This window comes from Sphingosinicella ginsenosidimutans, from assembly GCF_007995055.1.
GTDB lineage: Bacteria > Pseudomonadota > Alphaproteobacteria > Sphingomonadales > Sphingomonadaceae > Allosphingosinicella > Allosphingosinicella ginsenosidimutans.
The window spans coordinates 1,019,875-1,045,364 of sequence record NZ_VOQQ01000001.1 but is presented as its reverse complement, the minus strand read 5'-3'; the positions used below and the strand labels follow the sequence as shown (position 1 = coordinate 1,045,364).

At 68.1% G+C, this 25,490-nt stretch carries 25 protein-coding genes and 2 tRNA genes; 13 read left to right on the top strand and 14 right to left on the bottom strand.

What is annotated here, in order from left to right; all coding sequences use genetic code 11:
* Positions 1–4 precede the first annotated feature (4 nt).
* Entirely contained in the window at positions 5–532 is a 528-nt protein-coding gene (pal, locus tag FRZ32_RS05145; RefSeq protein ID WP_147042507.1) for a peptidoglycan-associated lipoprotein Pal, read from the top strand.
* Positions 533–574: 42 nt separating this feature from the next.
* On the opposite strand, the gene FRZ32_RS05140 is transcribed toward pal, so the two are convergent.
* Positions 575–1,435, bottom strand: coding sequence for a S1/P1 nuclease (locus FRZ32_RS05140; protein WP_147042506.1), 861 nt, complete (start codon positions 1,433–1,435; stop codon positions 575–577).
* Between the two features lie 129 nt (positions 1,436–1,564).
* Here FRZ32_RS05140 and FRZ32_RS05135 point away from each other — a divergent pair, with 129 nt between their 5' ends.
* From FRZ32_RS05135 to FRZ32_RS05125, 3 genes are all read left to right on the top strand, one after another.
* Positions 1,565–2,938, top strand: coding sequence for a glutamate--cysteine ligase (locus tag FRZ32_RS05135; RefSeq protein ID WP_147042505.1), 1,374 nt, complete (start codon positions 1,565–1,567; stop codon positions 2,936–2,938).
* A 75-nt stretch (positions 2,939–3,013) separates the two neighbouring features.
* Entirely contained in the window at positions 3,014–3,964 is a 951-nt protein-coding gene (gene pip / locus FRZ32_RS05130) for a prolyl aminopeptidase (RefSeq protein ID WP_147042503.1), read from the top strand.
* A 106-nt stretch (positions 3,965–4,070) separates the two neighbouring features.
* A complete protein-coding gene (locus FRZ32_RS05125) occupies positions 4,071–4,841 on the top strand; it encodes a pre-peptidase C-terminal domain-containing protein (protein WP_147042502.1) in 771 nt (256 codons plus the stop codon).
* Here the strand turns inward: FRZ32_RS05125 and FRZ32_RS05120 are convergent.
* Positions 4,777–6,114, bottom strand: coding sequence for a methyltransferase family protein (locus FRZ32_RS05120; protein ID WP_147042500.1), 1,338 nt, complete (start codon positions 6,112–6,114; stop codon positions 4,777–4,779). The genes FRZ32_RS05125 and FRZ32_RS05120 overlap by 65 nt on opposite strands.
* A gap of 142 nt (positions 6,115–6,256) precedes the next feature.
* Here FRZ32_RS05120 and FRZ32_RS05115 point away from each other — a divergent pair, with 142 nt between their 5' ends.
* Positions 6,257–6,883 (top strand): PilZ domain-containing protein, encoded by a 627-nt coding sequence (locus FRZ32_RS05115; RefSeq protein ID WP_147042499.1) that lies wholly within the window; start codon positions 6,257–6,259, stop codon positions 6,881–6,883.
* Between the two features lie 67 nt (positions 6,884–6,950).
* Here FRZ32_RS05115 and FRZ32_RS05110 read toward each other — a convergent pair.
* From FRZ32_RS05110 to FRZ32_RS05090, 5 genes are all read right to left on the bottom strand, one after another.
* Positions 6,951–7,024 (bottom strand) — tRNA-Gly (locus FRZ32_RS05110).
* Positions 7,025–7,095: 71 nt separating this feature from the next.
* Positions 7,096–8,541 carry an amidohydrolase family protein gene (locus tag FRZ32_RS05105; RefSeq protein WP_147042497.1) on the bottom strand — a complete coding sequence of 482 codons (1,446 nt, stop codon included), beginning with the start codon at positions 8,539–8,541 and terminating at the stop codon, positions 7,096–7,098.
* A gap of 77 nt (positions 8,542–8,618) precedes the next feature.
* A complete protein-coding gene (locus FRZ32_RS05100; RefSeq protein WP_243445197.1) occupies positions 8,619–9,398 on the bottom strand; it encodes an energy transducer TonB in 780 nt (259 codons plus the stop codon).
* Positions 9,399–9,434: 36 nt separating this feature from the next.
* Complete coding sequence (locus tag FRZ32_RS05095) at positions 9,435–11,414, bottom strand: M1 family metallopeptidase (protein ID WP_158635837.1); 1,980 nt, start codon at positions 11,412–11,414, stop codon at positions 9,435–9,437.
* 80 nt (positions 11,415–11,494) lie between these two features.
* Positions 11,495–12,148: a DsbA family oxidoreductase gene (locus tag FRZ32_RS05090; RefSeq protein WP_147042496.1), complete on the bottom strand. Its 654-nt coding sequence runs from the start codon at positions 12,146–12,148 to the stop codon at positions 11,495–11,497.
* Between the two features lie 98 nt (positions 12,149–12,246).
* Here FRZ32_RS05090 and nhaA point away from each other — a divergent pair, with 98 nt between their 5' ends.
* Positions 12,247–13,422, top strand: coding sequence for a Na+/H+ antiporter NhaA (nhaA, locus tag FRZ32_RS05085; RefSeq protein WP_147042495.1), 1,176 nt, complete (start codon positions 12,247–12,249; stop codon positions 13,420–13,422).
* On the opposite strand, the gene FRZ32_RS05080 is transcribed toward nhaA, so the two are convergent.
* Complete coding sequence (locus tag FRZ32_RS05080; protein ID WP_243445196.1) at positions 13,370–16,072, bottom strand: sensor histidine kinase; 2,703 nt, start codon at positions 16,070–16,072, stop codon at positions 13,370–13,372. The genes nhaA and FRZ32_RS05080 overlap by 53 nt on opposite strands.
* A 110-nt stretch (positions 16,073–16,182) precedes the next feature.
* Here FRZ32_RS05080 and FRZ32_RS05075 point away from each other — a divergent pair, with 110 nt between their 5' ends.
* On the top strand, positions 16,183–17,097 hold the full coding sequence (locus FRZ32_RS05075) for an alpha/beta fold hydrolase (protein WP_147042494.1): 915 nt from the start codon (positions 16,183–16,185) through the stop codon (positions 17,095–17,097).
* On the opposite strand, the gene FRZ32_RS05070 is transcribed toward FRZ32_RS05075, so the two are convergent.
* Together FRZ32_RS05070 and FRZ32_RS05065 are read right to left on the bottom strand one after the other, a co-directional pair.
* The gene (locus FRZ32_RS05070; protein WP_147042492.1) at positions 17,094–17,837 is read right to left on the bottom strand and encodes an NRDE family protein; all 744 of its coding nucleotides are present in this window, start codon (positions 17,835–17,837) and stop codon (positions 17,094–17,096) included. The two genes, FRZ32_RS05075 and FRZ32_RS05070, sit on opposite strands and share 4 nt — an antisense overlap.
* A 14-nt stretch (positions 17,838–17,851) precedes the next feature.
* Positions 17,852–17,938 (bottom strand) — tRNA-Tyr (locus tag FRZ32_RS05065).
* 101 nt (positions 17,939–18,039) lie between these two features.
* Between FRZ32_RS05065 and rlmB the strand changes: the two genes are divergently transcribed.
* Positions 18,040–18,783, top strand: a complete 744-nt coding sequence (gene rlmB, locus FRZ32_RS05060) for a 23S rRNA (guanosine(2251)-2'-O)-methyltransferase RlmB (RefSeq protein ID WP_147042491.1) — start codon at positions 18,040–18,042, stop codon at positions 18,781–18,783.
* Positions 18,784–18,786: 3 nt separating this feature from the next.
* Here rlmB and FRZ32_RS05055 read toward each other — a convergent pair whose 3' ends face one another.
* Positions 18,787–19,104: a 2Fe-2S iron-sulfur cluster-binding protein gene (locus FRZ32_RS05055; protein WP_147042489.1), complete on the bottom strand. Its 318-nt coding sequence runs from the start codon at positions 19,102–19,104 to the stop codon at positions 18,787–18,789.
* A gap of 84 nt (positions 19,105–19,188) precedes the next feature.
* On the opposite strand from FRZ32_RS05055, the gene FRZ32_RS05050 reads away from it, so the two are divergent.
* Complete coding sequence (locus FRZ32_RS05050; RefSeq protein WP_147042488.1) at positions 19,189–19,806, top strand: DNA-3-methyladenine glycosylase family protein; 618 nt, start codon at positions 19,189–19,191, stop codon at positions 19,804–19,806.
* Between the two features lie 5 nt (positions 19,807–19,811).
* Here the strand turns inward: FRZ32_RS05050 and FRZ32_RS05045 are convergent, their stop codons facing one another.
* Both FRZ32_RS05045 and FRZ32_RS05040 read right to left on the bottom strand, forming a co-directional pair.
* On the bottom strand, positions 19,812–20,084 hold the full coding sequence (locus tag FRZ32_RS05045; RefSeq protein WP_147042486.1) for a DUF3297 family protein: 273 nt from the start codon (positions 20,082–20,084) through the stop codon (positions 19,812–19,814).
* Positions 20,085–20,118: 34 nt separating this feature from the next.
* Positions 20,119–21,072 (bottom strand): LysR family transcriptional regulator, encoded by a 954-nt coding sequence (locus FRZ32_RS05040; protein ID WP_147042485.1) that lies wholly within the window; start codon positions 21,070–21,072, stop codon positions 20,119–20,121.
* A 95-nt stretch (positions 21,073–21,167) separates the two neighbouring features.
* On the opposite strand from FRZ32_RS05040, the gene FRZ32_RS05035 reads away from it, so the two are divergent.
* Complete coding sequence (locus FRZ32_RS05035; protein ID WP_147042483.1) at positions 21,168–21,794, top strand: FMN-dependent NADH-azoreductase; 627 nt, start codon at positions 21,168–21,170, stop codon at positions 21,792–21,794.
* A gap of 71 nt (positions 21,795–21,865) precedes the next feature.
* On the top strand, positions 21,866–22,564 hold the full coding sequence (locus tag FRZ32_RS05030) for a pirin family protein (protein WP_147042482.1): 699 nt from the start codon (positions 21,866–21,868) through the stop codon (positions 22,562–22,564).
* Positions 22,565–22,601: 37 nt separating this feature from the next.
* Here the strand turns inward: FRZ32_RS05030 and FRZ32_RS05025 are convergent, their stop codons facing one another.
* On the bottom strand, positions 22,602–23,069 hold the full coding sequence (locus FRZ32_RS05025; RefSeq protein WP_147042481.1) for a WGxxGxxG family protein: 468 nt from the start codon (positions 23,067–23,069) through the stop codon (positions 22,602–22,604).
* 202 nt (positions 23,070–23,271) lie between these two features.
* Between FRZ32_RS05025 and FRZ32_RS05020 the strand changes: the two genes are divergently transcribed.
* Together FRZ32_RS05020 and FRZ32_RS05015 are read left to right on the top strand one after the other, a co-directional pair.
* Positions 23,272–23,589 (top strand): 4-fold beta flower protein, encoded by a 318-nt coding sequence (locus FRZ32_RS05020; protein ID WP_147042480.1) that lies wholly within the window; start codon positions 23,272–23,274, stop codon positions 23,587–23,589.
* Between the two features lie 114 nt (positions 23,590–23,703).
* Positions 23,704–25,320: a S10 family peptidase gene (locus tag FRZ32_RS05015; protein WP_147042479.1), complete on the top strand. Its 1,617-nt coding sequence runs from the start codon at positions 23,704–23,706 to the stop codon at positions 25,318–25,320.
* The last annotated feature ends 170 nt before the right edge of the window (positions 25,321–25,490 follow it).

Sequence of the window (25,490 nt, the reverse complement as noted above, 5' to 3'; positions counted from 1 at the left end):
CATTATGACCATGAAGATGACGAGCCTGGCCCTGATCGCTGCCGTGGCGCTGACCGCGGGCTGCGCGCATCAGCGGCGCGACCAGCTGCCGCCGGCGCCGCCGAGCGACATGAATCCGGGCGACCAGGGCAATGGGATGGATCAGGGGAATGTCGGCAATGCCGCGGTCCCCGGCTCGCGCGCCGATTTCCTGCAGAGCGTGACCTCCGACCGTGTCTTCTTCGATACCGACAGCTATTCGGTCGACGATCGTGCCCGCGCGGTTCTCGACGCGCAGGCGCAATGGCTCAATCGCAACCCGAATGTGCGCGTCACCATCGAGGGCCATGCCGACGAGCGCGGCACGCGCGAATACAATCTCGCGCTCGGCGATCGCCGCGCCAATGCGGTGCGCGACTATCTCCAGTCGCGCGGCGTCTCGCCCGCGCGGATGCAGACGATCAGCTGGGGCAAGGAGCGCCCGGCCGTCGACGGCCATGACGAGAGCGCCTGGGCCCAGAACCGCCGCGCCGTGACGGTGGTGCCGGAATAAGTCTGCTTGCCTCCCCGTCGCCTCGGCGACGGGGAGGAATGTTCAGGCCGAAAACGCCCCGTCCAGCATCCGGGCGAGGCGTTCGCCGCCGCGGACGACCTGGAGCCTCAGGACCGGGATCAGCCGCCGCACCAGAGCCTCGTCCATCACCGTGCCGCGCGGGATCGGGGTCGTGCACGGATCGGCGACCAGCGTGCCGTAGACCGATTGGCGGCTGATCTCCCAATTCTCGCGCGCCCAATCCTCGACACTGCCGCCGCGCATCGCCGCACGCTGGTCCGGCGTGAATTCGGACAGGAGACCGCGCGCCTCGCCGGGAGGCGTCGAAATCGCCCGATCGGCGAGCAGGCCGTCCCAGATGCTGTGCAGATTGGTCCGGCCGCCGATCGCGCCATAAGCGACCGTCTCGTCATTGCCGCCGCGATCGTCATGGTCGCTGGCATGGAGCGGCTGGTGCAGGTCGCCGACGAAATGGACGAGGAAGGCGAGCGCCATCAGCCGCTCGCGCACCGGAACGCTGTGATCCCTGATGAGGCGCAGGTTGCGGGCGATCTGGTCGGTCACGCAATCATGGTCGCGGCATGCGGCGCGCAGGTCGAACGGGCGGCAGATGTCGACATCGGCGAAATGCCACGAATAGGCATAGCTGAACCGGTCGCGATATCGCTTGATGCAATCGGGCCAGACGCTGAGATCCGCGACATTGGCGGCGGGACATTCGGGCGTTTCGAGCAGCCGCGATTGCGCCATCAGCCGCGACATTTCGGCCCTGGTGTGGGGCGACACCTCGATCCAGGCGATCCGAGCCACCGTCCGGTGGCCGTAATCCCACCAGGCGAGCGCCGGTGTCGAAGCAAAAGCGAAGGTGAGGAGCGCGGCGAGGCGCAGCAGGACGAATCTCATGTCCCGCCCCTATCTCCCCCGCGACGCGGGCGCAAAGCCCGGAAAAACTTGTAATGTTGGCTGTGGGGCGACGGGTGGCGGATCGAAACCGGCTGGCGGGCGGGCGCGGGCGCCGCTAGAGCGCGCCCGATGACCACGCATATCGGCCAGCCCAAGTCCGATCGCCGCATCGAAAGCCGCGACGATCTCCTCGCCGTCTTTGCCAAGGGCGAGAAGCCGGCCGCCGAATGGCGGATCGGCACCGAGCATGAGAAGTTCGTCTATCGCCACGCCGATCATCGCGCGCCCTCCTATGACGAGCCGGGCGGCATCCGGGACCTGCTGAACGCGCTCACCCGCTTCGGGTGGAGTCCGGTGATGGAAGGCGACAAGATCATCGCGCTCTCCGGTCCGGACGGCGCGATCAGCCTGGAGCCCGCCGGCCAGTTCGAGCTGTCCGGCGCGCCGCGCAGCAACATCCACGAGACCTGTACCGAGGCCGGTCGCCACCTGATGCAGGTGAAGACGATCGGCGACGAGCTCGGCGTCGGCTTCCTCGGCCTCGGCATGTGGCCGGACAAGACTCGCGAAGAGCTGCCTCGCATGCCGAAAGGCCGCTATGCGATCATGCTCAACTATATGCCGAAGGTCGGCACGCTGGGGCTGGACATGATGCTCCGCACGTCGACGATCCAGGTCAATCTCGACTATGCCTCGGAAGCCGACATGGCGCGCAAGTTCCGCGTCGGGCTCGCGCTCCAGCCGCTGGCGACCGCGCTCTTCGCCAATTCGCCATTCACCGAAGGAAAGCCCAACGGTTTCCTTTCCTTCCGCAGCCATATCTGGTCGGACACCGATCCCGACCGCACCGGGATGCTGCCGTTCGTGTTCGAGGATGGGTTCGGCTACGAACGCTATCTCGATTACGCGCTCGATGTGCCGATGTACTTCGTCTACCGCGACGGCAAATATCTCGACGTCGCCGGCCAGTCCTTCCGCGACTTCCTTGACGGCCGGCTGCCCGCGCTCCCCGGCGAGAAGCCGCTGGTGTCGGATTTCACCGATCACCTCTCCACCATCTTCCCGGAGGTGCGGCTCAAGAGCTTCCTTGAGATGCGCGGCGCCGATGGCGGGCCGTGGAGCCGGATCTGCGCGCTGCCGGCGCTCTGGGTCGGCCTGCTCTACGATTCGGGCGCGCTCGATGCCGCGTGGGACGAGGTGAAGCATTGGGGCCTCTCCGGGCGGCAGGAGCTGCGCGATTCGGTGCCGAAGCTGGGCCTCGCCGCGAAAACGCCCGATGGCGAAACCCTGCTCGACCTCGGCCGGCGCGTGCTCGCCATCGCCGAGGCGGGGCTCAACGCGCGCGCCGGGCTCAATGCGTCGGGCGACAATGAATCGGGCTTCCTCGATCCGCTGCGCGAAATCGTCGCCAGCGGCCGCACGCCGGCCGATCGACTGCTGGAGCGCTATCGGGGCGAATGGGGCGGCGACATCAGCCGGATCTACGAGGAAGAGAGTTTCTAGCGGTTTCGGCGATTTGACTTTTCGTCGTCATCCCAGCGACAAGCGCACCGACGACGAAACGAACCGGAGACGCCGATGGCCGAGCGCCGCACCCTCTATCCGCCGATCGAACCTTATGAGACCGGGCGGCTGGAGGTCGGCGACGGTCACAGCCTCTATTGGGAGCGATGCGGCACGAGGGGCGCGAAGCCGGTCGTCTTCCTGCACGGCGGGCCGGGAGCCGGGTGCAGCCCCGATCATCGCCGCCAGTTCGATCCGGCGCGCTACGACATCCTTCTGTTTGACCAGCGCGGCTGCGGGCGATCGACGCCCCATGCAAGCCTCGAGGCAAACACCACCTGGCATCTCGTCGCGGACATGGAGCGGCTGCGCGAGATGGCGGGGCATGAAAGGTGGATGGTCTATGGCGGATCGTGGGGGTCCACCTTGTCGCTCGCCTACGCCCAGACCCATCCGGAGCGCGTCACCGAGCTGGTGCTTCGCGGCATCTTCACCTTCCGCCAGAGCGAGCTCGACTGGCTCTACGTCAAGGGCGCCTCGGAAATCTTTCCGGACAAATGGCCGGCTTTCCTCGCGCCGATCCCGCCGGAGGAACGCGGCGACATCGTCGCGGCCTATCAGCGAAGGCTGACCGGCAGCGATCGAGCCGCCCAGGTCGAGGCCGCGAAGGCGTGGAGCAAGTGGGAGGCGGAGACCGTCACCTTGCTCCCCAACCCCCATGTCATCGAGGAATTCACCGACGACGAATTCGCCGTCGCGATCGCGCGGATCGAAAATCACTACATGATCCACAAGGGGTGGCTGGAAGAAGGCCAGCTCATCGCCGGCGCGACGAAGCTGAAGGGCATTCCGGGCGTGATCGTCCAGGGCCGCTATGATTGCTGCACGCCGCCGGTTACCGCCTGGGATCTCAAACAGGCCTGGCCGGAGGTGGAGCTTCACATGATCGCCGATGGCGGCCACCTGTTCAGCGAGCCGGGCATCACCGACGCGCTGATCCGCGCGACGGACGCGTTCGCGCGCTGAAACGAGGCGCGTTCATGCCCGCGCAAGCTGGCACGGTCTAGCGCTGGTTTTGCACGGTCTGTCGTGCGTATGGGGCGACTCGCCGCCTCGAAGAGGGGAGAATTCAATGCGAACAGCCATTTCCTTTGCGGCGCTTGCCGCGGCCTTGACCTTCGCTGCGCCCGCCGTGGCGCAGACCGGCACCTATCGCGGGACGCTGGCGCAATGCGGCGACGGCCAGCGGCTCCAGCTTCGTGCCGGCCAGCGTTACATCATCTCCGCCTCGGCCGATTTCGACACCGTCCTGCGGATCCTGCGCTCCGGCGCCAGCGACGTGCTCGCCCAGGATGACGATGGCGGCGACGGGACCAATTCGCGGCTCACCTTCGCGCCGACCGAGACCGGCACCTATATCGCCTGCGTGACTGCCTATGCCTCGAGCGGCAGCGGGGCCTATACGTTGACCGTCGAGAACGCGCCGCCGCTGCCGCCGCCGGCGACCCGCCCGACCAGCACCGAGAGCGCGACCTGGCAGGTCTATGACGGCACGCTGACCTCGAACGATCCGACGGACGACGGCGCGCCGTTCGACGACTACCAGATCCAGATTCCCGATGGCCACCGGGCGATCATCAGCCTTGAATCGGCGGCCTTCGACACGGTGCTCAAGGTCTATGCCGCCAATGAGCGCGGGGCCGAGCCGGCCGCGAGCGACGACGATGGCGGCGGCGGGCTCAATTCCTTCCTGACCTTCGCGCCGGAACATGGCGGCACGTTCATCGTCCGCGCGACCTCCTATGGATCGGGCGGCACCGGCGCCTACCGGCTGCGTGTCATGACGAGCCCGGTTCCGGCGCGATCCGAACCGTCGTACGATGACGCAAGCGACGCGGAGTAAGCTTTGAGATCAGGCGTGGAATGGGGCCGTTGCGCTCCATCCACGCCGCATATTCGCGATAGGCGGGATCGGCCATCAGGTGCCGTTCCTCGGTGCGCGCCCGCCAGTAATAGACGCCGCTGACGAGCCCGAGGACGACGGTGTTGCGGATCGCGTCGACGACATTGTCCGTGGTCGCGAGGAAGGGCAGGGTCGCGAACCACCAGAACAGGTTCTTCGACAGATAGGCCGGATGCTTGGAAAATGCATAAGGCCCGTGCGTCAGGATGCCGCGATCGGTAAGGTTCGAAAAGCGGATGCCGAAGGCCACTGTCGCCCAGGCATAGATGCCGGTCAGGAAGGCGAGCCACAGGCCGACCAGCGCCATGATCAGCGGATCATCGCCGAGCCAGTAGATCCAGTCCGCCGTGCCGATATGGTAATCGAGCGGCCCGCCCGGGTTCATCATGATGAATGGCGGATAGCAGATCAGCGCCGCCGCCCATCCCGCCGCATAGGGATTGGCGGTGCGGATATGCGCGTCGAGCGGCCGGAAGGTCAGCACATAGCCGACCGTCGCGAAGCTCACGTCGATCATGAACATGACGCTGATCAGCCAGCGCGCCAGATTGACCGGATTCTCGCTGACCCAGGCCGATTCGGGGTGGATCGCCTCGACCCAGTTGCCCGGCACGATCGAGATCATGAAGGCGAGGAAGAAGGCCTTGACCGCCCAGGCACGCCAGAAATCGTGGAGCGCCTGGCGGTCCGCTCGGTCGCCGCGCCCGATGAGGAGCTGGCCGAAATGCCAGGCGCCGTCCTTCGGCTCCTTCAGCCGTCGGTCGAGCCAGATCACGTAGGGGATCGAGAAGACGAGCATCGCGATCGAGGCGACGCCCAGGACGTACATCGCGAACAGCCAGGCGCCGTCCCAATACCAGCGCGCGATGCAATAGGCCGCGCCGATGATCGCCCAGATGCCCCAGAGGCCGGCGATCTTCGCAATCGAGATGTCGAGCGTTTCCCTGAGCGGGCGCGGCGGCGAATCCCAGTCGATCCCGGTGGACGGGCGCCGATGCACCTTGTCGACGAGCAGCGACCAGAGGATCATGGGTACGCCGCAGGCGAGCAGCGCGGTCAGCGCGGCAAGCGGCCCTTCCATGCCATAGGCGCGCGCGACGCAGGTCCAGGCGATGAGGCCGGCAAGCCCGATGAGGCCAACCCCGGTGCTGACCGCGGAGGCGGGGCGGGGATCGTAGCGCGTGTCCGGCGCGAACTTGGTTTCGGCGTTCATCGCCCCGCGCCCTAGCGCGAAGAAGTAAGCAAGCCGTGAAGGCGCCGATCTGCGGGAAAAGCGGTCCGGGCGATAAGCATTCATCAACTCATTTCCGGAGACAATGAAGGCGAAAGCCAAATCATAAGTGTGGGGAAAGCCGATGCTGGCCCAGGACCGGGTCGAGGAGACCAGCTTCTCCTTCTCAGCCGATGTGCCGTTGCCGCCGGACCGGCGGCACCAGGATCGTCACATCAAGATTCTTCGCGTCGGCGCGATCTTCGTCGACGGCCGTCGCGAGCTTTGCCTGATCCGCAACATCTCCGCGGGCGGCCTGATGGCGCATGTCTACTCCAGCGTCCGGCCTGGCCAGCACGTGACCGTCGAGCTCAAGACCAATCAGCAGGTCGAGGGCCGGGTCGTCTGGGTGCGCGAGGCCAATGCCGGCGTCGCCTTCGATCACGAAGTCGATATTGAGGAGCTGCTCGCCAATCCGGCGCAGCTCGACAATGGCTGGAAGGCGCGGGCGCCACGCGTCGAGGTCGATCGAGCCTGCGTGCTCCGCGTCGGCGCGCGCACCTATCGCGTGCGCACCCGCGACATTTCCCAGAGCGGTATCAAGATCGAGTTCGACCGGCCGATCGGGTCGGATACGCAGGTCATGGTGACGCCAGAGGATTTCCGTCCCGTTGCCGGCACCGTGCGGTGGCAGCAGGGCGGGGCCTGCGGCATCTCGTTCAATCAGCTCGTGCCGCTGGCCGAGCTGATCGCCTGGCTCAAGAGGCGCTAGACCAGCGCCGACTTACGGCTGGCCCGTCTCGCGGACGGGGCATCGCGGCGATGGGCGTGGAAATCGGTGGAGCGGGTGAGGGGAATCGAACCCCCGTCGTAAGCTTGGAAGGCTTCTGCTCTACCATTGAGCTACACCCGCGCCGGCGCGCTCCAGTGCCAGAGCGGACGCCCCCGCGTCAACCGGCTCGGCCGGATGGGGCGATCGCACCGTCAATGCAGCCCAACCTGTCCGGCGAGGCTCGCGTAGATCGCTTGCGAATCGTAGCCGAGGCCGTGCTTGAACACGATGATGGGGCGGGTGATCGCGGTGATGTCGCTCGCAAGGTCGCCGTCGAGCAGGACGAGGTCGGCGCGCTTGCCGGCTTCCAGGCTGCCGGTCTCGTTCGCGATGCCGAGATAGGTCCCGCCGTTGAGCGTCGCGATGCGGATCGCCTCGGCGACGCTGAAGCCGGCTTCGTGCAGCAGCTCGATATTGCGCTGGTCGCCCAGGCCCGCGATGACATGGCCGTCGCCGGTCGGGTCGGCCCCCGCCATCAGCAGGCCGCCGGCGGCGACGAACGCGCGCTCGAACGCCATTTCCTTCCTGAGACGCAGATCGAGGAAGGCGGCCGCCGGCGCCTGGGCGGCGTGACGGGAGACCTCCCATTCCCACACCGCCGGATGGAGCAGCTCGCGAAGATGCGGAGTCGCCTCGAGGTTCGGCCGATCGCCGCCTTCGAACACCGCCAGAGTCGAGGTGATCGCGACACGATGCTCCACCAGCGTGCGGATCATCCGCGTCACTTCGGGTGAATCGGGCGCGACATTCTGGACGATGTTGCGGATCACCGGGCCGGCGCTCTGGCCCGGGCCGTGCGCGCACAGCCCCGGCGCGCGTTCGGCGTCCAGTTCTCCGTCCGGCGCGCCGAACGGACCATGCTCGAGATTGTCGATGCCGAGCCGCGCCGCCTCTTCATAGCCGACCGAGCAGATATGGCCGGTGATCTTCATATTGTGGCGATGCGCCTCGTCGATCGCGGCCGCGAGCTCGGCGGGCGAGATGTTCATATAGGCCTTGGCCGAGGTGAAGCCGAGCGAGGCCCAGTAGCTGACCAGCGCGCGCGCATCCTCCGGGTCGCGCAGCGGATAGAGCTGGGGAATCGCCGGCGGGGCCCCCTCGAGATAGGGCGTCGTGAGATCGACATCGGGCCCGACCATGCGCCCCGCCTCGATTTCCCGCCTGATGCCGAGGTCGCCATAAGGATCGGTCGAGCCACCGGTCCGCGCGGTGGTGACGCCGCTGGCGAGATAGAGCTGCGGGAAGGTCACGAACATCTCGTTGGCGATGAACGGGCCGTCGATCGACGCCGGGCGGAACATATGTTCGTGCATCCCGACGAGCCCCGGGATCACCGTCTTGCCGGTGCCGTCGATCGCGCGGGTGCCCTCGGGCAGGCGGACCGTGCCGTCGGCGCCGATGGCCGCGATCCGGTCATGATCGATCAGCAGGGTCTGGCCCGCGCGCGGCGCGGCGCCGGTGCCGTCGATCACGGTCACATGCTCGATCGCGACCAGCGGCCCGCGCTCGCGCACGAAATCCGGTTGCTGCGGCGGCTGGGCACGGCCCGGAAGGGCGCACAGGAGACAGGCGAAAAGCGGAAGAATCTTGCGGATCATCGGCGGCCCCCTTGGCTGGCATCGACTCGGTCTCGGCGGCGCGGAGACTGACGCCCCGATGCGCGCGGAGGCAAGCCCTAGTCGCCGCGCTCCGGCGGTTCGTCATGGACGATCCAGCTGTGGTTCTCGACGATGTAGGAGACGACCGGGCGACCGGCACGGTCGCGCGCGGGCCGATAGCGGAAACGCCGCTCGATGAGGTCGCAGGTGGTCTCGTCGAGAAGCCGGCTGCCGCTCGATCGGGTGATGACGCAGTCGGTGACGCGGCCGTCCAGCTCGACCCGATATTCGACCGAGACCGTGCCTTCGATCCCGGCTTCGCCAAGCCCGCGCGGATAATCCGAATCCCGTAGCCGTCCGCTGAGGCGACGCGGCGGGGTGCCGCCGCCCGCGCCGTCGCCTTCGCCCGGCCCGGCGCCATTGCCGATCCCGCCGCCCGTGCCGTTGCCGAAGCCGCCAGCGCCGTTGCCTGGCCCGCGGATGGGCGCAAGGCCGGCGGTGGGGTCGGTGCCCTGGGCCGGCGCCGGCGTCGCCACCACTGGCGTCGGTCGGGGGAGGAGTGGTGGCGGCGCCTGGATTTCGGTGGGGGTCGATCGGATGTTCGGCGCCGATCCGCCCCCGGCCTGGCGCTCCGCCGGGCGCGGCGGGGGGACGATGCGGCGGGGCGGCGGCCGGACCTCGGGCGGCGGGGGCGGTGGCGGCAGGACGCCGAAGACGGTCAGCTGCTCGCGCATCCCGCTCCGGATCGGCCCGCCGGCAAGGCCGACGATCAGGCCGTAAGCCAGCAATCCCTGAAGCAGGGCCGCGGCAACGGCGGACCGGACGCGGTCACGATCCCACAAGCGGGACGCCTCCATGCGCCCAATCTAGGCGCAGCGACCATGGGGGCAAGCTCAGCCGGCCGCGGCGGAGGCCGTCCGTGCATTGTTCGCGCGGTCGCGATCGGGGAGCCGGTGGTCCGGATCGATCTCGGCCCGCGTCACGGTCTGGCCGGCGGGGATGAACAGGCTGGTCGAGACGTTGCGGATCCAGCTTTCGGCCGGCAGTCGATAGTCGCGGCGGCTGCCGTCGGCGAAGCTGACCCGAAGCGTCGCCGGCATCACCAGCCGGTCGTGGCTTGCGACCACGATCTCGGTGCCGCCGCCCTCGGCCGGCGCGATCCGGTCCACCGCGAGATCGAGCTGCCAGTTGTTCGCGTACCAGCCGCGCCACCACCAGCTCAGATCCTCGCCCGCGCCGCTTTCCATCGCGCGGAAGAAATCGGCTGGCTTGGGATGCTTGAACGCCCATTCGGCGATGAAGCGGCGGAAGGCGCGATCGAACCGATCCGGTCCGAGGATTTCTTCGCGAAGCAGCACGAGGCCGAGCGCCGACTTGAAATAGGTGACCGGATGGCGCCAGCGCTCGATCACCGTGTCGGCGCGCGAGAGGATCGGGGGCGCTGAGGGATCGGCGAGGATGGGCAGGATCTCGTCCACCGGATTGCCCCCGTGCGGCGCATATTCGCCGTCACGCTTGGGCGCATATTCGCCATGGTTGAAATCGTCGCTCTCATAGACGTCGATGAAGGTGTTGAAGCCTTCGTCCATCCAGGCATGGCGGCGTTCGTCGAAGCCGACGATCATCGGGAACCAGCTGTGCCCGATCTCGTGCGCGCTGATCCAGAACAGGGTCTTGCCGGCATCGTCGATGCCGTCGAAGACGATGCCGGGATATTCCATGCCGGTCGCCGGGCCCGCGATGTTGATCGCCGCCGGCCAGGGATAGGGGAACCAGCGGCGCGAGAATTGTTCGACCGCGTCCTTCATATATTCGGTCGATCGGCCCCAGCGATCATTGCCCTGGCTTTCGGCCGGATAGAAGGACATGGCGAGCGAGCTGCGCCCGCCGGGGAGGTTGATCCGTGCCGCGTCCCAGGCGAAGACGCGGCTCGCGCTGAACGCGACGTCGCGCGTGTTCTGCATCCGGAAATGCCAGGTGAGCTGGCCGCCCTGGCGGGGCCGCGATGCGGGATCGCCGATCTCCTGCGGGGACCGGATCATCACCGTCGCGTCGCTGTGGCGGGCCTGTTCGAGCCGGCGGCGCTGCTCGGCGGTCAGCACCTCCGCCTCGTTCACCAGTTCGCCCGATCCGGCGACGAGCATGTCGGCCGGCACCGTCACGAAATAGTCGAAATCGCCATATTCCAGATAGAATTCCTGGGCGAGGTAGGGGAGCGTGTCCCAGCCGCGAATGTCGTCATAGACGGCCATGCGCGGATACCATTGGGCAAGATCGTAGATCGGCCCGGCCTGTGCATTGCCCCAGGCCATGCGCCCGCCCCATTCGCCGGGGATCGTGAAGTGCCAGGCGATGCGCATCCGCACTTTCTGGCCATGCCCGGCGAGCAAGGCGGGGAGATCGACGCGCATCCGCGTATCGGTGACGACGTGGTTCGCGGCGACGAAATGGCCATCCTGCTCGATCTCCACCGAATCGAGGACATAGCCTTCGCTCGTCCCTTGCTGCGGCCGGCCGTTCGCAAAGGCGCCGCGGCTGTTCTCGCGGTAGAGATTCTGGTCGAGCTGGACCCAGAGCGAATCGAGCGCATCCGGGCTGTTGTTGGTGTAGGTGACGATCTCGCTGCCGGTGAGCACAGGGCCGTGGCCGTTGCCATGCTCGTCGATGCTCGCATGGATCTCGTAATCCGCGCGGTTCTGCCAGTAAGCGGGGCCGGGAAGGCCGTTGGACGAGCGATACTGGTTCACCGCCTGGCCCATGTCGAAGGGCGCGAACAAGGCGGCCGGATCGTAAGCGGGCCGGGGCTGGGCATTGGCCGTGGCCGATGCGGCCAGTCCAGCCAAAGCGAATATCCACGCGGCCAGGGCCTTCATGCGATCCTCCTCGTCATCCGGCATGGCGGCTGTCCTAGCACCGCCGGCCGGGTTTGGAAGAGTCGAATTGGCAGAATGGCTTAGGCGACAGGCTCGCTCGCGATCCGGCGCAGCGCCTGTTCGAACGCCTCGGGCGGTTGCCCGCCGGAGAGGAGGTAGCGCCCATCGATGATCACCGCCGGAACCGCGTTGATCCCGCGCGATCGCCAGAGCTGCTCGGCCGCGCGGACCTCGGCGGCATAGAGGCCCTGGTCGAGCACCTCGCCGGCCGCCTTCGCGTCGAGCCCGGCCTTTTCGGCCGCTTTGACCAGCACCGCGCGGTCGGACGGATTTTCGTCATTGGTGAAATAGGCCTCGAACAAGGCGTGCTTGAGCGCGGCCTGCCTGCCTTGCGTCTCCGCCCAGTGGAGCAGCCGGTGGGCATCGAACGTGTTGTAGATGCGACTCTCCGGCCCGCGCGCCATCACGAAGCCGACGGAGGCGGCGCGCTCGCGGATCACCTCGCGGTTTGCGGCCATCTGCTCGGGGGTGGCGCCGTATTTGCGGGCGATATGCTCGGCGCCGTTCTCGCCTTCCGGCGCCATGTCGGGATTGAGCTCGAACGGCTGGAAATGGATGTCGGCCTCGATCAGGTCCCCGGTCCGCGCCAGGGCTTCTTCCAGGCCTTTCAACCCGATCACGCACCAGGGGCAGGAAACGTCTGAAACGAAATCGATCCGCATCGGGCGCGACATGGCCATCTCCTCATTGGTCGCGCCCGATATGGGCGGCGGCGGCCGCCTAGGGAAGGGCCGGGCTTGCGGCAGCCCACCGCGGCCGGCATGACGCCGAGATGGACGATACAGGACACGCCTCGGCCCTGCGTCACTTCTTCGCCAGCGAGGCGGCGGGGGGATTGCTGCTGATCGGCGCGGCGGCGCTGGCGCTGATCGTCGCCAATGGCGGGTGGGGCGATGCCTATCGCCACCTCCTGCATCTTCCAGCCGGAACGCTTCCCATCCATGGGCCGACCGATCTGCACTTCTGGGTGAATGACGGCCTGATGGCGGTCTTCTTCCTGCTCGTCGGGCTGGAGATCAAGCGCGAGTGGCTGGAGGGCAATCTGCGCGATCCGGCGAGCCGTCGTCTGCCGCTGATCGCTGCCGCCGTCGGCATGGCGCTGCCGGCCATCGTCTATATCGCGGTCGCGGGTTCCGGCGATCTCATTCGCGGCTGGGCGATCCCGGCGGCGACCGATATCGCCTTTGCGATCGGAGTCCTCGCGCTGCTCGGCCGCCGCGCGCCGGCGAGCCTCAAGCTGTTCCTGACGAGCGTGTCGATCGCCGACGATCTCGGCGCCGTCGCGATCATCGCGATCGCCTATACCGCACGGCTCGATTGGGCCGCGCTCGCCGCAGCGGCGGTCATCGCGGCGGCGATGTATGCGATGGGGCGCGCGGGCGTCAGGCGGCTGTGGCCGTTCGCGATCGGCGCGGTCCTCCTGTGGTACGCGATGCTGGTTTCCGGCGTTCATGCGACCGTCGCCGGGGTGATCGCAGCCGCCACCGTGCCGATCGCGACCGACGAGGAAAGCTCGCCGCTCCACCGGCTGGAACATCAGCTGGCCCCCTGGGTCGCGTTCGGGATCGTTCCCCTGTTCGGCTTCGCCAATGCCGGCGTGTCGCTCACGGGGCTCGGCCTTGGCAGCCTGTTCGCGCCACTGCCGCTCGCCATCGCCGCGGGCCTGTTCCTCGGCAAGCAGGTCGGGATTTTCGGCGCGGTGCGCGCGGCGGTCGCCCTTCGCATCGCCCCGCGGCCGTCGGAGGCGTCGTGGCTCCAGGTCTACGGCGTCGCCTTGCTGTGCGGCATCGGCTTCACGATGAGCCTGTTCATCGGCGCCCTCGCCTTTCCGGATCGGCCCGACCTCGCCGAGACCGCCAAGATCGGCATCCTTGCCGGTTCCCTGCTCTCCGCCGTTACCGGCTTTCTGGTGCTTCGCCTGGCGCCGCGGCCCCGCCCGTCCGCCTGATCAGCGCGGCTTCGGGAAAGCCGATGGTGACGATCGTCCCGCGCGGATCCTCGCGCTCGCTCGCAGCGACGGAAAGGCCCATTTCCTCGGCGAAGCCCTTGACGATGGCGAGGCCGAGGCCCCCGCTGCCCTTGCGGCCCGATCCGGCGCGGCCAAGCGGCTCGAACAGCGCCGCCCCGCCGCCCGGCGGCAGTCCGGGGCCCTGATCGATCACCGACAGGTCGAGCCCGTCGCTGTGGCGGCTCGCGACGATCGCGATCGGCGTGTCCGGATCGGCATTTCGGGCGGCATTTTCGATCAGATTGATGAGGCAGCGCTGGAACAATGGCGGATCGACGGCGACGAGCGGCAGCTCGGGCGACAGATCGAGGGTGATCTTGTGGCCCGCGAGCGCTTTCTTCAGCGTGTGCGCGGCGCTCGCCACGGCGTCGGCGAGGTCGACCGGCGCGCGCGCCAGCGTCAGCGCGCCGCTTTCCATTCGAGCCATGTCGCGCAGGTTCGCGACAAAGCGGTCGAGCCGCGCGCTTTGCGCCTGGAGCGCGGCGACCAGCGCCGGATCGGCCTCCTTCTCCTTCAGCGCGCCCGTCACGCTCACGATCTTCGCGAGCGGTGATTTGAGATCGTGGCTGACCGAGGCGAGCAGCGCGGCGCGCAGCCGGTCGCGCTCCTTCAGCCGGGCGACGCTGGCCATCTCTCCCTCGAGCCCGATCCGCTCCAGCGCCAGCGCCGCCTGGTCGAGCAGGCTGAGCAGCAAGGGGAGCTGATCGGAGCGAATCGCCGCGCCGCCCTCCGCGCGCGCCAGGCCGAAGACGCCGAGCGATTTCCCGCCCGCCCGCAGCGGATGGAACAGCCAGTCCGACGCGGTCAGCGTGTCGGAGCCGAGGCCGGCCGGCTGTCCGTGATCGAACGCCCATTGCGAGGCGGCCTCCTCGATCGTGCCGAGCCGGTCTTCCGGCGGCACGGCTGCGGCGAGCTTCAGGCCGTCCGCGCCGGGGAGCAGGAGAACCGTATCGACATCGAGCAGACGCGATACTTCGCCGCACAGAGTCTGGCCAAGCTCCGTCCCCGAGCTGATGCCGGTCAGGGTGCGCGCAAAGCCGGCAAGCGCCGAATTCTGGCGCGCGCTCTTGCGTGAAAGATCGGCCTGCGCGCGAACCCGTTCGGCCAGCTGGCTCGCGACCACCGCGACGCCGATCAGCACGAGCACCGTGATGAGGTTCGCCGGATCCCGGATGGTGAAGGTGTGCAGCGGCGGGATGAAGAAGAAATTGTAGAAGAGCGATGAGAGCAGGCCGGTCGCGATCCCGGTCCGCACGCCATAGCGGGTCGCGGCGAGCATCACCGGAATCAGATAAAGCATCCCGATATTGGTGATGTGGCCGAGCGCGTAGATCGTCGTGCCGAGCAAGGTGATCAGCGCCACGGCGAGCGCGGAGACGAGATAGCCGGCGGGGCGGCCCCAGCCGCTGCCGCGCCTCGGCCCCGCCGGCCGCGGTTCGCGGTCCGCCGGCTCGTCGAGCGGCAGGACGTGGACGGCGACACCCGGGGTCTCGCGGACCAGGCGATCGACCACGGAGCCGTGGCGAAGCTCGAACCAGCGCGAGCGCGCCGATTTGCCGACCACGATCTGGGTCGTGCGATTGTCTTCGGCAAACCTTTTCACGCCTTCGATCACCGAGGGCGCGGACAGCGAGGAGACCCGTCCGCCGAGCTGGCGGGCGAGCTGAAGAACGGCGGCGACTCGCTGGCGCTCCTCGTCGGTGAACGCGCGCGCGCGCGGCGTCTCGATATGGACGGCCGTCCAGGGCGCGCGGAGCGCATCCGCGAGGCGCTTCGTCGCGCGGACCAGCCCGTCTGCGCCGGGCAGCTCGCTGACCGCCACCAGCACCCGCTCCCCCGCGGCCCAGGTGCCCGCCAGCGCATTGGCCTCGACATCGTCCAGCATCTGTTCGTCGGCGGCCTGTGCGGCGCGGCGCAGCGCCAGTTCGCGCAGCGCCGAAAGGGTCGACCTGGAGAAGAAATGGGCGAGCGCGCGGCTGGCCTCGTGCGGCACATAGACCTTGCCGTCCTTCAGCCGCTCGATCAGCTCGTCGGGCGGGATGTCGACGACCTCGATCTCCGCCTGATCGAGCACCGTGTCCGGGACGGTTTCGCCGACACGCACCTTGGTGAAGCTCGTGATGACGTCGTTCAGGCTTTCCAGATGCTGGATGTTGAGCGTCGCGTAGACGTCGATCCCGGCGGCGAGCAACTCGTCGACATCCTGCCAGCGCCTCGGATGGCGGCTGCCGGGGATATTGGTGTGGGCGAGATCGTCGATGAGAACCAGGGCGGGGCGACGCGCGAGCACGGCGTCGAGGTCCATCTCGGTCAGCGCCCGGCCTTCATAGGTGATTTCCCGGCGCGGGACGATCTCCTGATCGCCGATCAGCGCCTCGGTCTCGGCCTGGCCATGGGTCTCGACGATGCCGATGACGGCGTCCACGCCGGCCGCGCGGCGGCTCGCGCCCTCGCGGAGCATCTCATAGGTCTTGCCGACCCCCGGCGCGGCGCCGAGAAACACCTTGAGCCGGCCGCGGCCCTGCTGCGCGGCCGCGCGCGGACGGGCGTCGGGCGAAGGGCGCGAGTCGATATCGTCGGGCCTGTTCACTCGTCCCTCTCTGCGCCGATCCGTCGCCTTTGTCGATTGACCAGAAGGCGCGCGACGTCGTTGCGCGTCCGTGCTAAATCGCCGCGCTCAGGATCCGGGAGACTTTCGCGATGCTTCGTCTGCTCCTTGCCGCCATGCTGATCGCCTTCGCCGCGCCTTGCACCGCCCGCGTCGCCCCGTTTCCAGCCGCCTTCTCGGTCCGCGACGTGGACGTCGGTGGCGCGACCCTGCACGTGCGCGTCGGCGGCCATGGACCCGCCGTCCTGCTTCTTCACGGTTTCGGCGACACCGGCGACATGTGGCAGCCGCTCGCCGTCCGGCTGATGGCGGATCACACGGTGATCGTCCCGGACCTGCGCGGCATGGGCCTCTCCTCCCATCCGGACGATGGCTACGACAAAAAGAGCCAGGCCGAAGGCATGGCGCGCATGCTCCACGCGCTCGGACAGGATGGGCCCCTGGCGGTCGTCACCCACGATATCGGCAACATGGTCGGCTATGCCTTCATCGCGGAAAATCGCGACCGGGTGACGCGCTGGGTGGTGATGGACGCGCCCTTGCCCGGCATCGGCCATTGGGACGACCAGTATCGCAATCCGAAGACCTGGCATTTCAATTTTCGCGGCCCGGATGTCGAGCGCCTGGTCGCCGGGCGCGAGCGGATCCTGCTCGATCGCTTCTACAACGATCTTTCGGCCGATCCGTCCCGCATCGATGATGCGACCCGGCAGCATTATGCCGCGCTCTATGCCCGGCCCCGTGCGATTCACGACGCATTCGAGCAGTTCGCGGCCTTCAACCGGGACGGGGCCGACAACCAGGCGTTCCTTGCCCAGGGACCGCTCGCAATGCCGGTGCTCGCCATCGGGGGCGATCACTCCTACGGAGCCGTCCTCGCGACCGAGATCGGCTTCGTCGCCAGCAACGTGCGCCCGCTCGTCATCGCCAATTCGGGCCACTGGCTGATGGAGGAGCAGCCTGATGCGACGGTGAACGCGATCCTCGCCTTCCTGAACGAGCGCTAGGACGGCCAGGCAAAGGCGAGCGTGGTGTCCCCGGTCGTCGCGCCGTCGGCGTCGAAGCGCCGCTCGATGATCGTTCCGCGTCCGTCCATCGCGATTGCGACGACGGTGCTGCACCGGGTTCCGTAGACCGGGTTGCGGATGAAGATGGGTGAGTTCGCCGGCTCCTGCGGCACCTCCGACGCCGCCGCGGGCGCAAGCCCTGCCGTCGGCAGCCGATCCTCGCCGAGCGCGTCGAGCAGCGCCTCCGGCGCCGATGCGCCGTCGACGATCCAGTCGAGCAGGCGCTGCTTCAGCCGGACGGTCTTGGGCCATGGCTCGTCGAGCCTGCCGTTGGAAAGGCCGTAGAGGCCGGGAGGGAGCGACGCGCGGACCGGCTCCGGCCGGTTGGTGAGGAACAGCGCCTCCTCGCGGGTTGCGGCGATCAGGTTGAACGGATTGAAGGAATCGAGCCGCTCGGGCTCATGGCCGTCCAGCATGTCGGTCACCAGCGCGCCGCGCGATTCCCGATCGGCCATGGGCGGCCCGAAGCCGCGCAAATTGGTGACGACGGCAAAGCGGCCGCTTTCCGAGACGCCGAGCCAGGTGCCGCCGGAGCGCAGGTCGCGGCCGGCAAGGATGTCGGGACGCTCGCTCCATCGCGCGAGCGCGGCGGCGGGACGGGCGTGAAGCTCGTCGCGATTGCCGGCGACCACGAGCCGCCACTCGGGATGGGCCTGCCAGGCGAAGGCGAGGACGCACATATCGGCTCGAAGGATGGTGGACAGGGCTGGATTCGAACCAGCGTACGGGAAACCCGGGCAGATTTACAGTCTGCTGCCTTTAACCACTCGGCCACCTGTCCAGAGGGCTTCCGATATGGGAAGCGCGCTATTGGCGAAAGCAGGGCGGCCTGTCAACGCGGCGCGGCTTGCCAGTCTTGCGCCGGCGCGCCAATGCGGGGCGATGCGACGCAAGGCCCGCCAGGCTTCCAAGCCCGAAAACCGCCCCCGGCTGTGGGGCCGCCACGCCATCGCCGCCGCCCTCGCCAATCCTGAGCGCAGGTTCGTGCGCATCTGGGCGACGCGCGAGGCGGCGGACATGCTGGAAATCCCGAGGGAGATTCCGGTCACCTTCGCCGATGTCGCTGATCTCGGCCGGCTGGTGCCCAGGGACGCGCCGCACCAGGGGCTGGTCGCCGAGGTCGAGCGGCTCGATGATATCCTCCTCGCCGATTTGCTGGATCGGGCCGAGGACGGGCGGCCGCTGCTTGTGCTCGACCAGGTCACCGATCCGCACAATGTCGGCGCCATCCTGCGTTCGGCCGCCGCCTTCGATGCGCTCGGCATCGTGACGCAGGACCGGCACGCGCCGGGCGAATCGGGCGCGCTCGCCAAGGCTGCGAGCGGAGCGCTGGAGACGGTGCCGTGGGCGCGCGTCGTCAATCTCGCCCGCGCGCTCGACGAGATCGCCGAGGCCGGCTTCTGGAGAATTGGGCTTGCCGGAGAGGCGGAGGCAACGATCGCCGAAGCGCTCGGGCCGCCGCGCGTCGCCTTGGTGCTGGGCGCGGAGGGCGAGGGGCTGCGCGCCAATGTCGGCGCCCATTGCGATACGCTCGCGCGACTGCCGATCAGCAGCGCGATCGAGAGCCTCAACGTGTCGAACGCCGCCGCGATCGCGCTCTATGCCGCGAGCGTCGCCCGCGATTGAGCGTCAATCCTCGGGCGCGATCGTCACCTTGAGGCCGTCCAGCTCCGCCGTCATCAGGATCTGGCAGGACAGGCGGCTGGTTTCCGAGCGGTGATCGGAGGTGTCGAGCAGGTCGTCCTCGTCCGCCTTGGGTCCGCCGGTCTTCGCGAACCAGTCCGGATCGACATGGACGTGGCAGGTCGCGCACGAACAGCAGCCGCCGCACAATGCCAGCACCTCATCGATCCCATTGTCCCGGATATTCTCCATGACGCTCCAGCCGGCCTTGGCGTCCAGCGCATGTTCGGCGCCGTCGCGCGTCGTGACGATGAGCTGTGGCATGATGTCCTTTGATGCGAAGAAACGAGAGGCGTTGGCGATCGCCTATGCTAGGCCCGCGCCGATGGATCAAGCGCGGGAGCGAGCGTGGGTATTACGGCGGAGCGGTTGAAGGCATCGCTCGATGCGCTGGCGGCGATCGAGCCGGCCTTCGCGCGGGCGCGGGCCGAAATCGGCGATCCCCCGCCGCGCATCCGCGCGCGCGGCTTCGAAACGCTGCTCCGCGCGATCGTCGGCCAGCAGGTCAGCGTCAAGGCCGCCAACGCGATCTGGGACAAGGTGGAGGTCGCGACCGGCGGCGCCGGCGATCCGGCGAAGGTCGCCGCGGCGAGCGACGAGGCGCTGCGCGCCGCGGGCCTCTCCAGGCAGAAGATCGCCTATGCGAAGAGCCTCGCCGAAGAAGTGCTCTCCGGCCGGCTCGATTTCGCGCATCTGCCGGCGGACGACGAGGAGGCGATTGCCGCGCTCACCCGCGCCCACGGCATCGGCCGCTGGACCGCCGAAGTCTATCTGCTGTTCGCCGAGGGGCGCGGCGACGTCTTTCCGGCCGGCGACCTCGCCGTGCGCCAGGAGATCGGCCGGCTGCTCGGCCACGAAACGCCGCCGAGCGAGAAACAGGTGCGCGCGCTGGCCGAAGCCTGGCGCCCGCATCGCGGCGCCGCGGCGATCTTCGCCTGGCACCACCGGCACATGATCGCGCTCTAGGCCGTTCAGGCCGCGGAGTCGGCCTCCTCGGTGCCATCGGCCGTATCGCGCCACCAGATCTCGACCGGCCCCGACAGCTTCACCGTCACCGGCATGCCGCGACGGTCCACCGCCTTGCCGGCGGCGACGCGGATCCAGCCCTCGGAGGCGCAATATTCCTCGACATCGGTGCGCTCGCGCTCCTTGAAGCGCACGCCGACACCGCGCTGAAGCGCGGCCATGTCGAAAAATTCGCTGCTCGGATCGTTGGAAAGGCGGTCGGGGGGCGTATCGGCCATTGAAAGGTCCTTCGATTGCGGATCAGGCGGCTTCTTACTCCGCCGGCGCGCGCCGTCCAGCCTCCCGCGCCTGGGCCGTCTCCCAGCACGGGTCCCAGGCCGGCTCCGGGCCGAAGCGCCTGACCAGGAAATCGACGAGCGCGCGCAGCCGCGCCGTCGTCGCCCGGCCCGGTGGCATCACGGCGTGGAGCGCGCCCTCCTCCGCCGGGAAATCGCCGAGCACCGGCTCGACCTCGCCGGCGGCCAGCGCGGGCGCCGCGATGAAATTGGGGAGCAGGCACAGGCCGAGCCCCGCCTTCGCCGCGGCAAGCAGCATGTCGCCATTGTTCGATCGCAAGGCCGGCGTCACGCGGATGGTCTGCCAGCGCGGGCCGACGCGAAAGCGCCAGCTTTCGTTGGCGTAAAGCAGGATCGAATGATCGGTAAGTTCGGCGGGGCTGGCGGGCCGCCCGCGCGCGGCCAGATAGGCCGGGCTCGCGACGACCGATTTGCGCACCGGCGCGATCCGTCGGGCGATCAGTGCCGAATCGGCAAGCCGCCCGATCCTCACCGCAAGATCATATCCGCCACCGGCGAGATCGACGTGACGGTCCTCGAATTCGATATCGAGCTCCACCTTGGGATGCGCGAGCGCGAATTCGGCCAGCGCTGGGGCAAGATGGGTGACGCCGAAGGTGAGCGGCGCGGTGAGGCGGATCGGGCCGGCGATCTGGGTGACCGCTTCGGCCACAACCTCCTCCGCGGCGTCGAGCTCGGCGAGGATATTGGCGGCGCGCGCATAATAAGCCTGGCCGATGTCGGTCGGCTGGGCGCCGCGCGCGCTTCGGGTGAGGAGGCGCGCGCCCAATTGCTCCTCGAGGCGGGCGACGCGGCGGGACAGGGCCGGCTTGCTGAGGCCCATCCGCTCCGCGGCGCGGGCGAAGGAGCCGGTTTCGGCCACTCGTACGAACGCGAGAACATCGACGAGATCGGTGGATGATCGTTCCATTTATCGCAACACCAAGATGCTTTCTGCTTGCCTTCCGGCAACGGATCTAGGCGCTTACATCGCTCCCCGCAACACGTTCCAAGGGGAGAAACACCATGTCCACCGCCCTGATCGTCACCAGCAGCGCCAATGGCGAGGCTTCGGTTTCGAACCGCATCGCTTCCGCCTTCACGGACCGGCTGCGTGCGATCGATCCGGCGATCCACATCGTCGAGCGGGATGTCGGCGCCCATCCGCTGCCGCACCTCGCGCCCGAGAATGTCGCGGGCGTGCGTGGCGAGGCGCGGACCGACGCGGAGATTGCCGCGCGCGACCTGTCCGATGCACTGATCGCCGAGCTGGACGCGGCCGATCTGCTGGTCATCGCCTCGCCGATGTACAATTTCGGGATCAGCTCGACGCTGAAGAGCTGGTTCGACCATGTCCTGCGCCCGCGCGTCACCTTCCGCTATTCCGAGAACGGCCCCGAAGGCCTGATGACCGGAAAGAAGGCGGTGGTGATCGAGAGCCGCGGCGGATTCTACAGCGAGGGTCCGGCGGCGGCGATGGATGGCCAGGAAGCGCATCTTCGCAATATGCTCGGCTTCATGGGCATCGCCGACGTGACCTTCGTGCGCGCCGAGAAGCTGGGCTTTGGCCCCGATGCGGTCGAGGCCGCGGTCGCGGCGGCGAGCGAGGCGCTCGACAGCTTCGCCGCGGCCGAGCTCAAGCAGGCGGCCTGAGCGGCCGGCGTCCGGCTCCACCCCTCCCCCGAGCGGGAGGGGGTTGCTATGTCCTCATTCGGAGACTCAAGATGATCGACGTTCGCAAATTCGGTTCGCTCGGCCATGCCGATCATGGCTGGCTGAACGCGCGCCACCATTTCTCCTTCGCCGATTATTACGATCCGGCCCGCATGGGCTGGGGCGCGATCCGGGTGTGGAATGACGACGAGATCGGCGCGCGTTCCGGCTTTCCGCCGCATCCGCATAGGGACATGGAGATCATCACCTATGTCCGCACCGGCGCGATTACCCATCAGGATTCCATGGGAAACAAGGGCCGGACCGCCGCCGGCGATGTCCAGGTGATGAGCGCGGGGACAGGCGTCCAGCACGCGGAATATAATCTCGAGGACGAGACGACCACGCTCTTCCAGATCTGGGTGCTGACCGACAGGCCCGGCGCGACGCCCTCATGGGGCGCGGCGAAGTTTCCGAAGTCGGATCGCTCCGGCCGGTTCGTCACCCTCGCCAGCGGTTTCGCCGAGGATGCCGATGCGCTGAAGATCAACTCCGCCGCGCGCGTCATGGGCGCGACGCTGGCGAAGGGCGAACGGGCCGAGCTCAGCCTCGATCCGTCGCGCCATGCCTATCTCGTCGCCACGCAGGGACCGATCGAGGTCAACGGCGTGCGCGCGGAGGCCCGGGACGGCGTCGCCATCACCGGCGAGGCGAGGGTGACGATCGAAGCGCTGGAGGATGCGGAGATCGTCCTCGTCGACGCGCGATAACGGCGCTCGCCCCCGCCCCTCGCCGGGCGGGGGCTTCCTACTGTTCCTCTTCGCGGATCACGCGGCGAGGATCGTCGCGGTCGACATAGATGGTGCGGGTGCGGCCGCCCTTTCGAAACAGCGGGATCAGGCCGAGCAGGCCGAGGAGGCCGAGCAGCCCCCAGTCGAACCCGCTTTCCTCGCGCGCGGCGGTCGCGGCATCGTTGGCGAACGGGTCCTCCGGATCGGCGAAGCCGTTGGGATATTCCGCGTCGGGAGAGATCGTCACCGGTTCGGAGGGCACTTGCGACTGCGCCGGGGCGGGCGTCGTTTCGGCCGCAGCCGGCGTGGTCGCCTCGTTGCTGGTGACGACCGGGGGCGGCGGCGCGATGACCACGGGTGCGGGGGCTTCCGCCTTCGGCGCCGGTGCGGGCTGGCCGGCGGGCGCTGGCGTCACATTGTTCTGGGCCGATCCAGCGCTCGCGGCAAGGCCGGCGATAGCGATCGCGATCAGGCTGTGGCGCATCCGATTCCCTTTCGTTTTTCCAAAGCAGGCCCAAGACCTTACGTTGTTAATACGGTAATGGCCGTGCGCCATCATCCGCTCGTCGCCACGCGAAAACAACCCGCCGCAGCGCGCCTCGTCCGCCGCGGCGAAACATGCACGGATCGTTGGCGGCGGGCGTCGCGATCTGGCGGCGCGACTGGTGGGGTAAGTTTCCTTGGCGATGTATGTCTACAGCACCGGCGGCGAGCCGGTCGGCTATGTGTTTGAAACGACAATCTACGATCTTGATGGAACGCCGCTCGGCCGCATTGTCGGCTGCCGGGTCCATCGCTTCGATGGCACCTATGTCGGCGAATGGTTCCGCGACATGGTGGTCCGACGGCCGCAGGCGCGGCCGAGGCTGATCCCGGCGGCGGAGCCGCCCCCCCCACGCCCGCCGGTCAGCGCTTCCTACAACCTGCGCGCGGTGGTCGATTACGGCTATCCTGACTGTTTCGGGCTGCTGCGCGAAGGGGCCTACGGCCAGGCCGCGGAATAAGCCGGCGCTGCACCGGCGCTTCGGATTTCCTCCCCGTTCGGCGTGAGACGCTTGCGCGACTCGATCTCCGGGTCCACTAGGGCGACACACAAAAAACGGGAGGGAATCAATACGATGCGGCTCGCTTCTATCATTGTCCTGATGCTCGCCACGACCGCCGGCGCCGCCCTTGCGCAGGCCCGGCCCGGCGCTTCCGACCAGCCCGACCAGCAGGAACGCGCGGCGACCCACGCCCAGGCGCAGCGCACCCATCGCGATGCGATGATCGCCGAGGTCGAGGACGCCTGGGCGCGGCCGGCGGTCGATGAGCATACGTCCGTCAGCCACGGTTCGGTCACGGTCGGCGGTCAGCGCATCGCCTATACGGCGACCGCGGGCACGCTCACCATCCGGGACGGCGACGGCAAGCCGACCGCCTCGATCTTCTACACGGCTTATACGCGCGACGGCGTCCCGGCGCGCGACCGGCCTGTAACCTTCTTCTACAATGGCGGGCCCGGCTCGGCGACGGTCTGGCTGCACATGGGCAGCTTCGCGCCGGTCCGCGTGCAGACGGGCGAGCCCGTCTACATCCATCCAGCGCCCTATGCCTTCGGGCCGAATCCCGATTCGCTGATCGACGCCACGGACATGGTGTTCATCGATGCCGTCGGCGCCGGCTGGTCGCGCCCGCTCGGCGAGAAGACGGGTCGTGATTTCTGGGGCGTCGACCAGGATGCCGACGCCTTCGCCCGCGCGATCGAACGCTACGTCACGATCAACGGCCGCTGGTCGAGCCCCAAATTCCTGTTCGGCGAAAGCTATGGCACGCTGCGCAATGGCGCCGTCGCCGCGAAGCTGGAGGAAGGCGGCCTCAGCCTCAACGGCATCGTGTTCCTGTCCTCGATCCTCAATTACGGGGTCCGCCAGCCGGGCTATGACCAGGACTATCTCGTGCTGCTGCCGAGCTATGCCGCGACGGCCTGGTATCACAACCACCTGCCGAACCGGCCGGCGGATCTCCCGGCCTTCCTGGACCAGGTCCGCGCCTTCGCCAGCGGCCCCTATGCCGCAGCGCTCGCCAAGGGCTCGACCCTTCCCGCGGCGGAGGCGCAGCAGATCGCGCAGCAGATGTCGCAATATATCGGCATCAGCCCGGACTATATCCTGCGCGCGAACCTTCGTGTCGATCTGCGCCATTTCGAAACCGAGCTGCTGCGCGATCGGCGGCAGGTCGTCGGGCGGCTCGATTCGCGCTATCTGCTCAACCCGACCGACGCCAATGCCGACAGCCCGACCGACGATCCGGCCTCGACCGCGACCACCGGTGCGTTCGTCGCGAGCTTCCAGGATTATGCGCGCCACACGCTCGGCTACCGGACCGAGCTTCCCTATAACGTCTCCGCCCGGACGCCCGATTTCCGCTGGGACTGGAACCATCGTCCGCCCGGAACCCGCGGCGGCGCCTTCGGCGGCCAGACCTCGCCCAACACGGCCGTCGATCTGGCCTATACGATGCGCACCAATCCCTATCTAAAGGTGCTGTTTCTCAACGGCTATTTCGATCTCGCGACGCCGTTTTTCGGAACCGAGTTCGACGTCAACCACATGCTGCTCGACGACAATCTGCAGCGCAACGTCGGCTTCCGTTATTATCAATCGGGGCACATGGTCTACATGAACCCGGCGACGCTCCACCAGATGCACGACGATCTCGTCGCCTGGTATCGCCAGACCCTGTCCGCCCAATAGCGACCCAATGGCCGGCGCCTTCGCGCCGGCCGGCAAGCCCGGAGGCCGCCAGCGGGATCATCGTTCGTCGGGAAATGGTGCCAGGAGAGGACTCGAAAACACATCTATCTAGTTGATATTAGATGTAGTTTTTCAAAGCCATCCGCTCGATACCCTGATCGATACCTCGG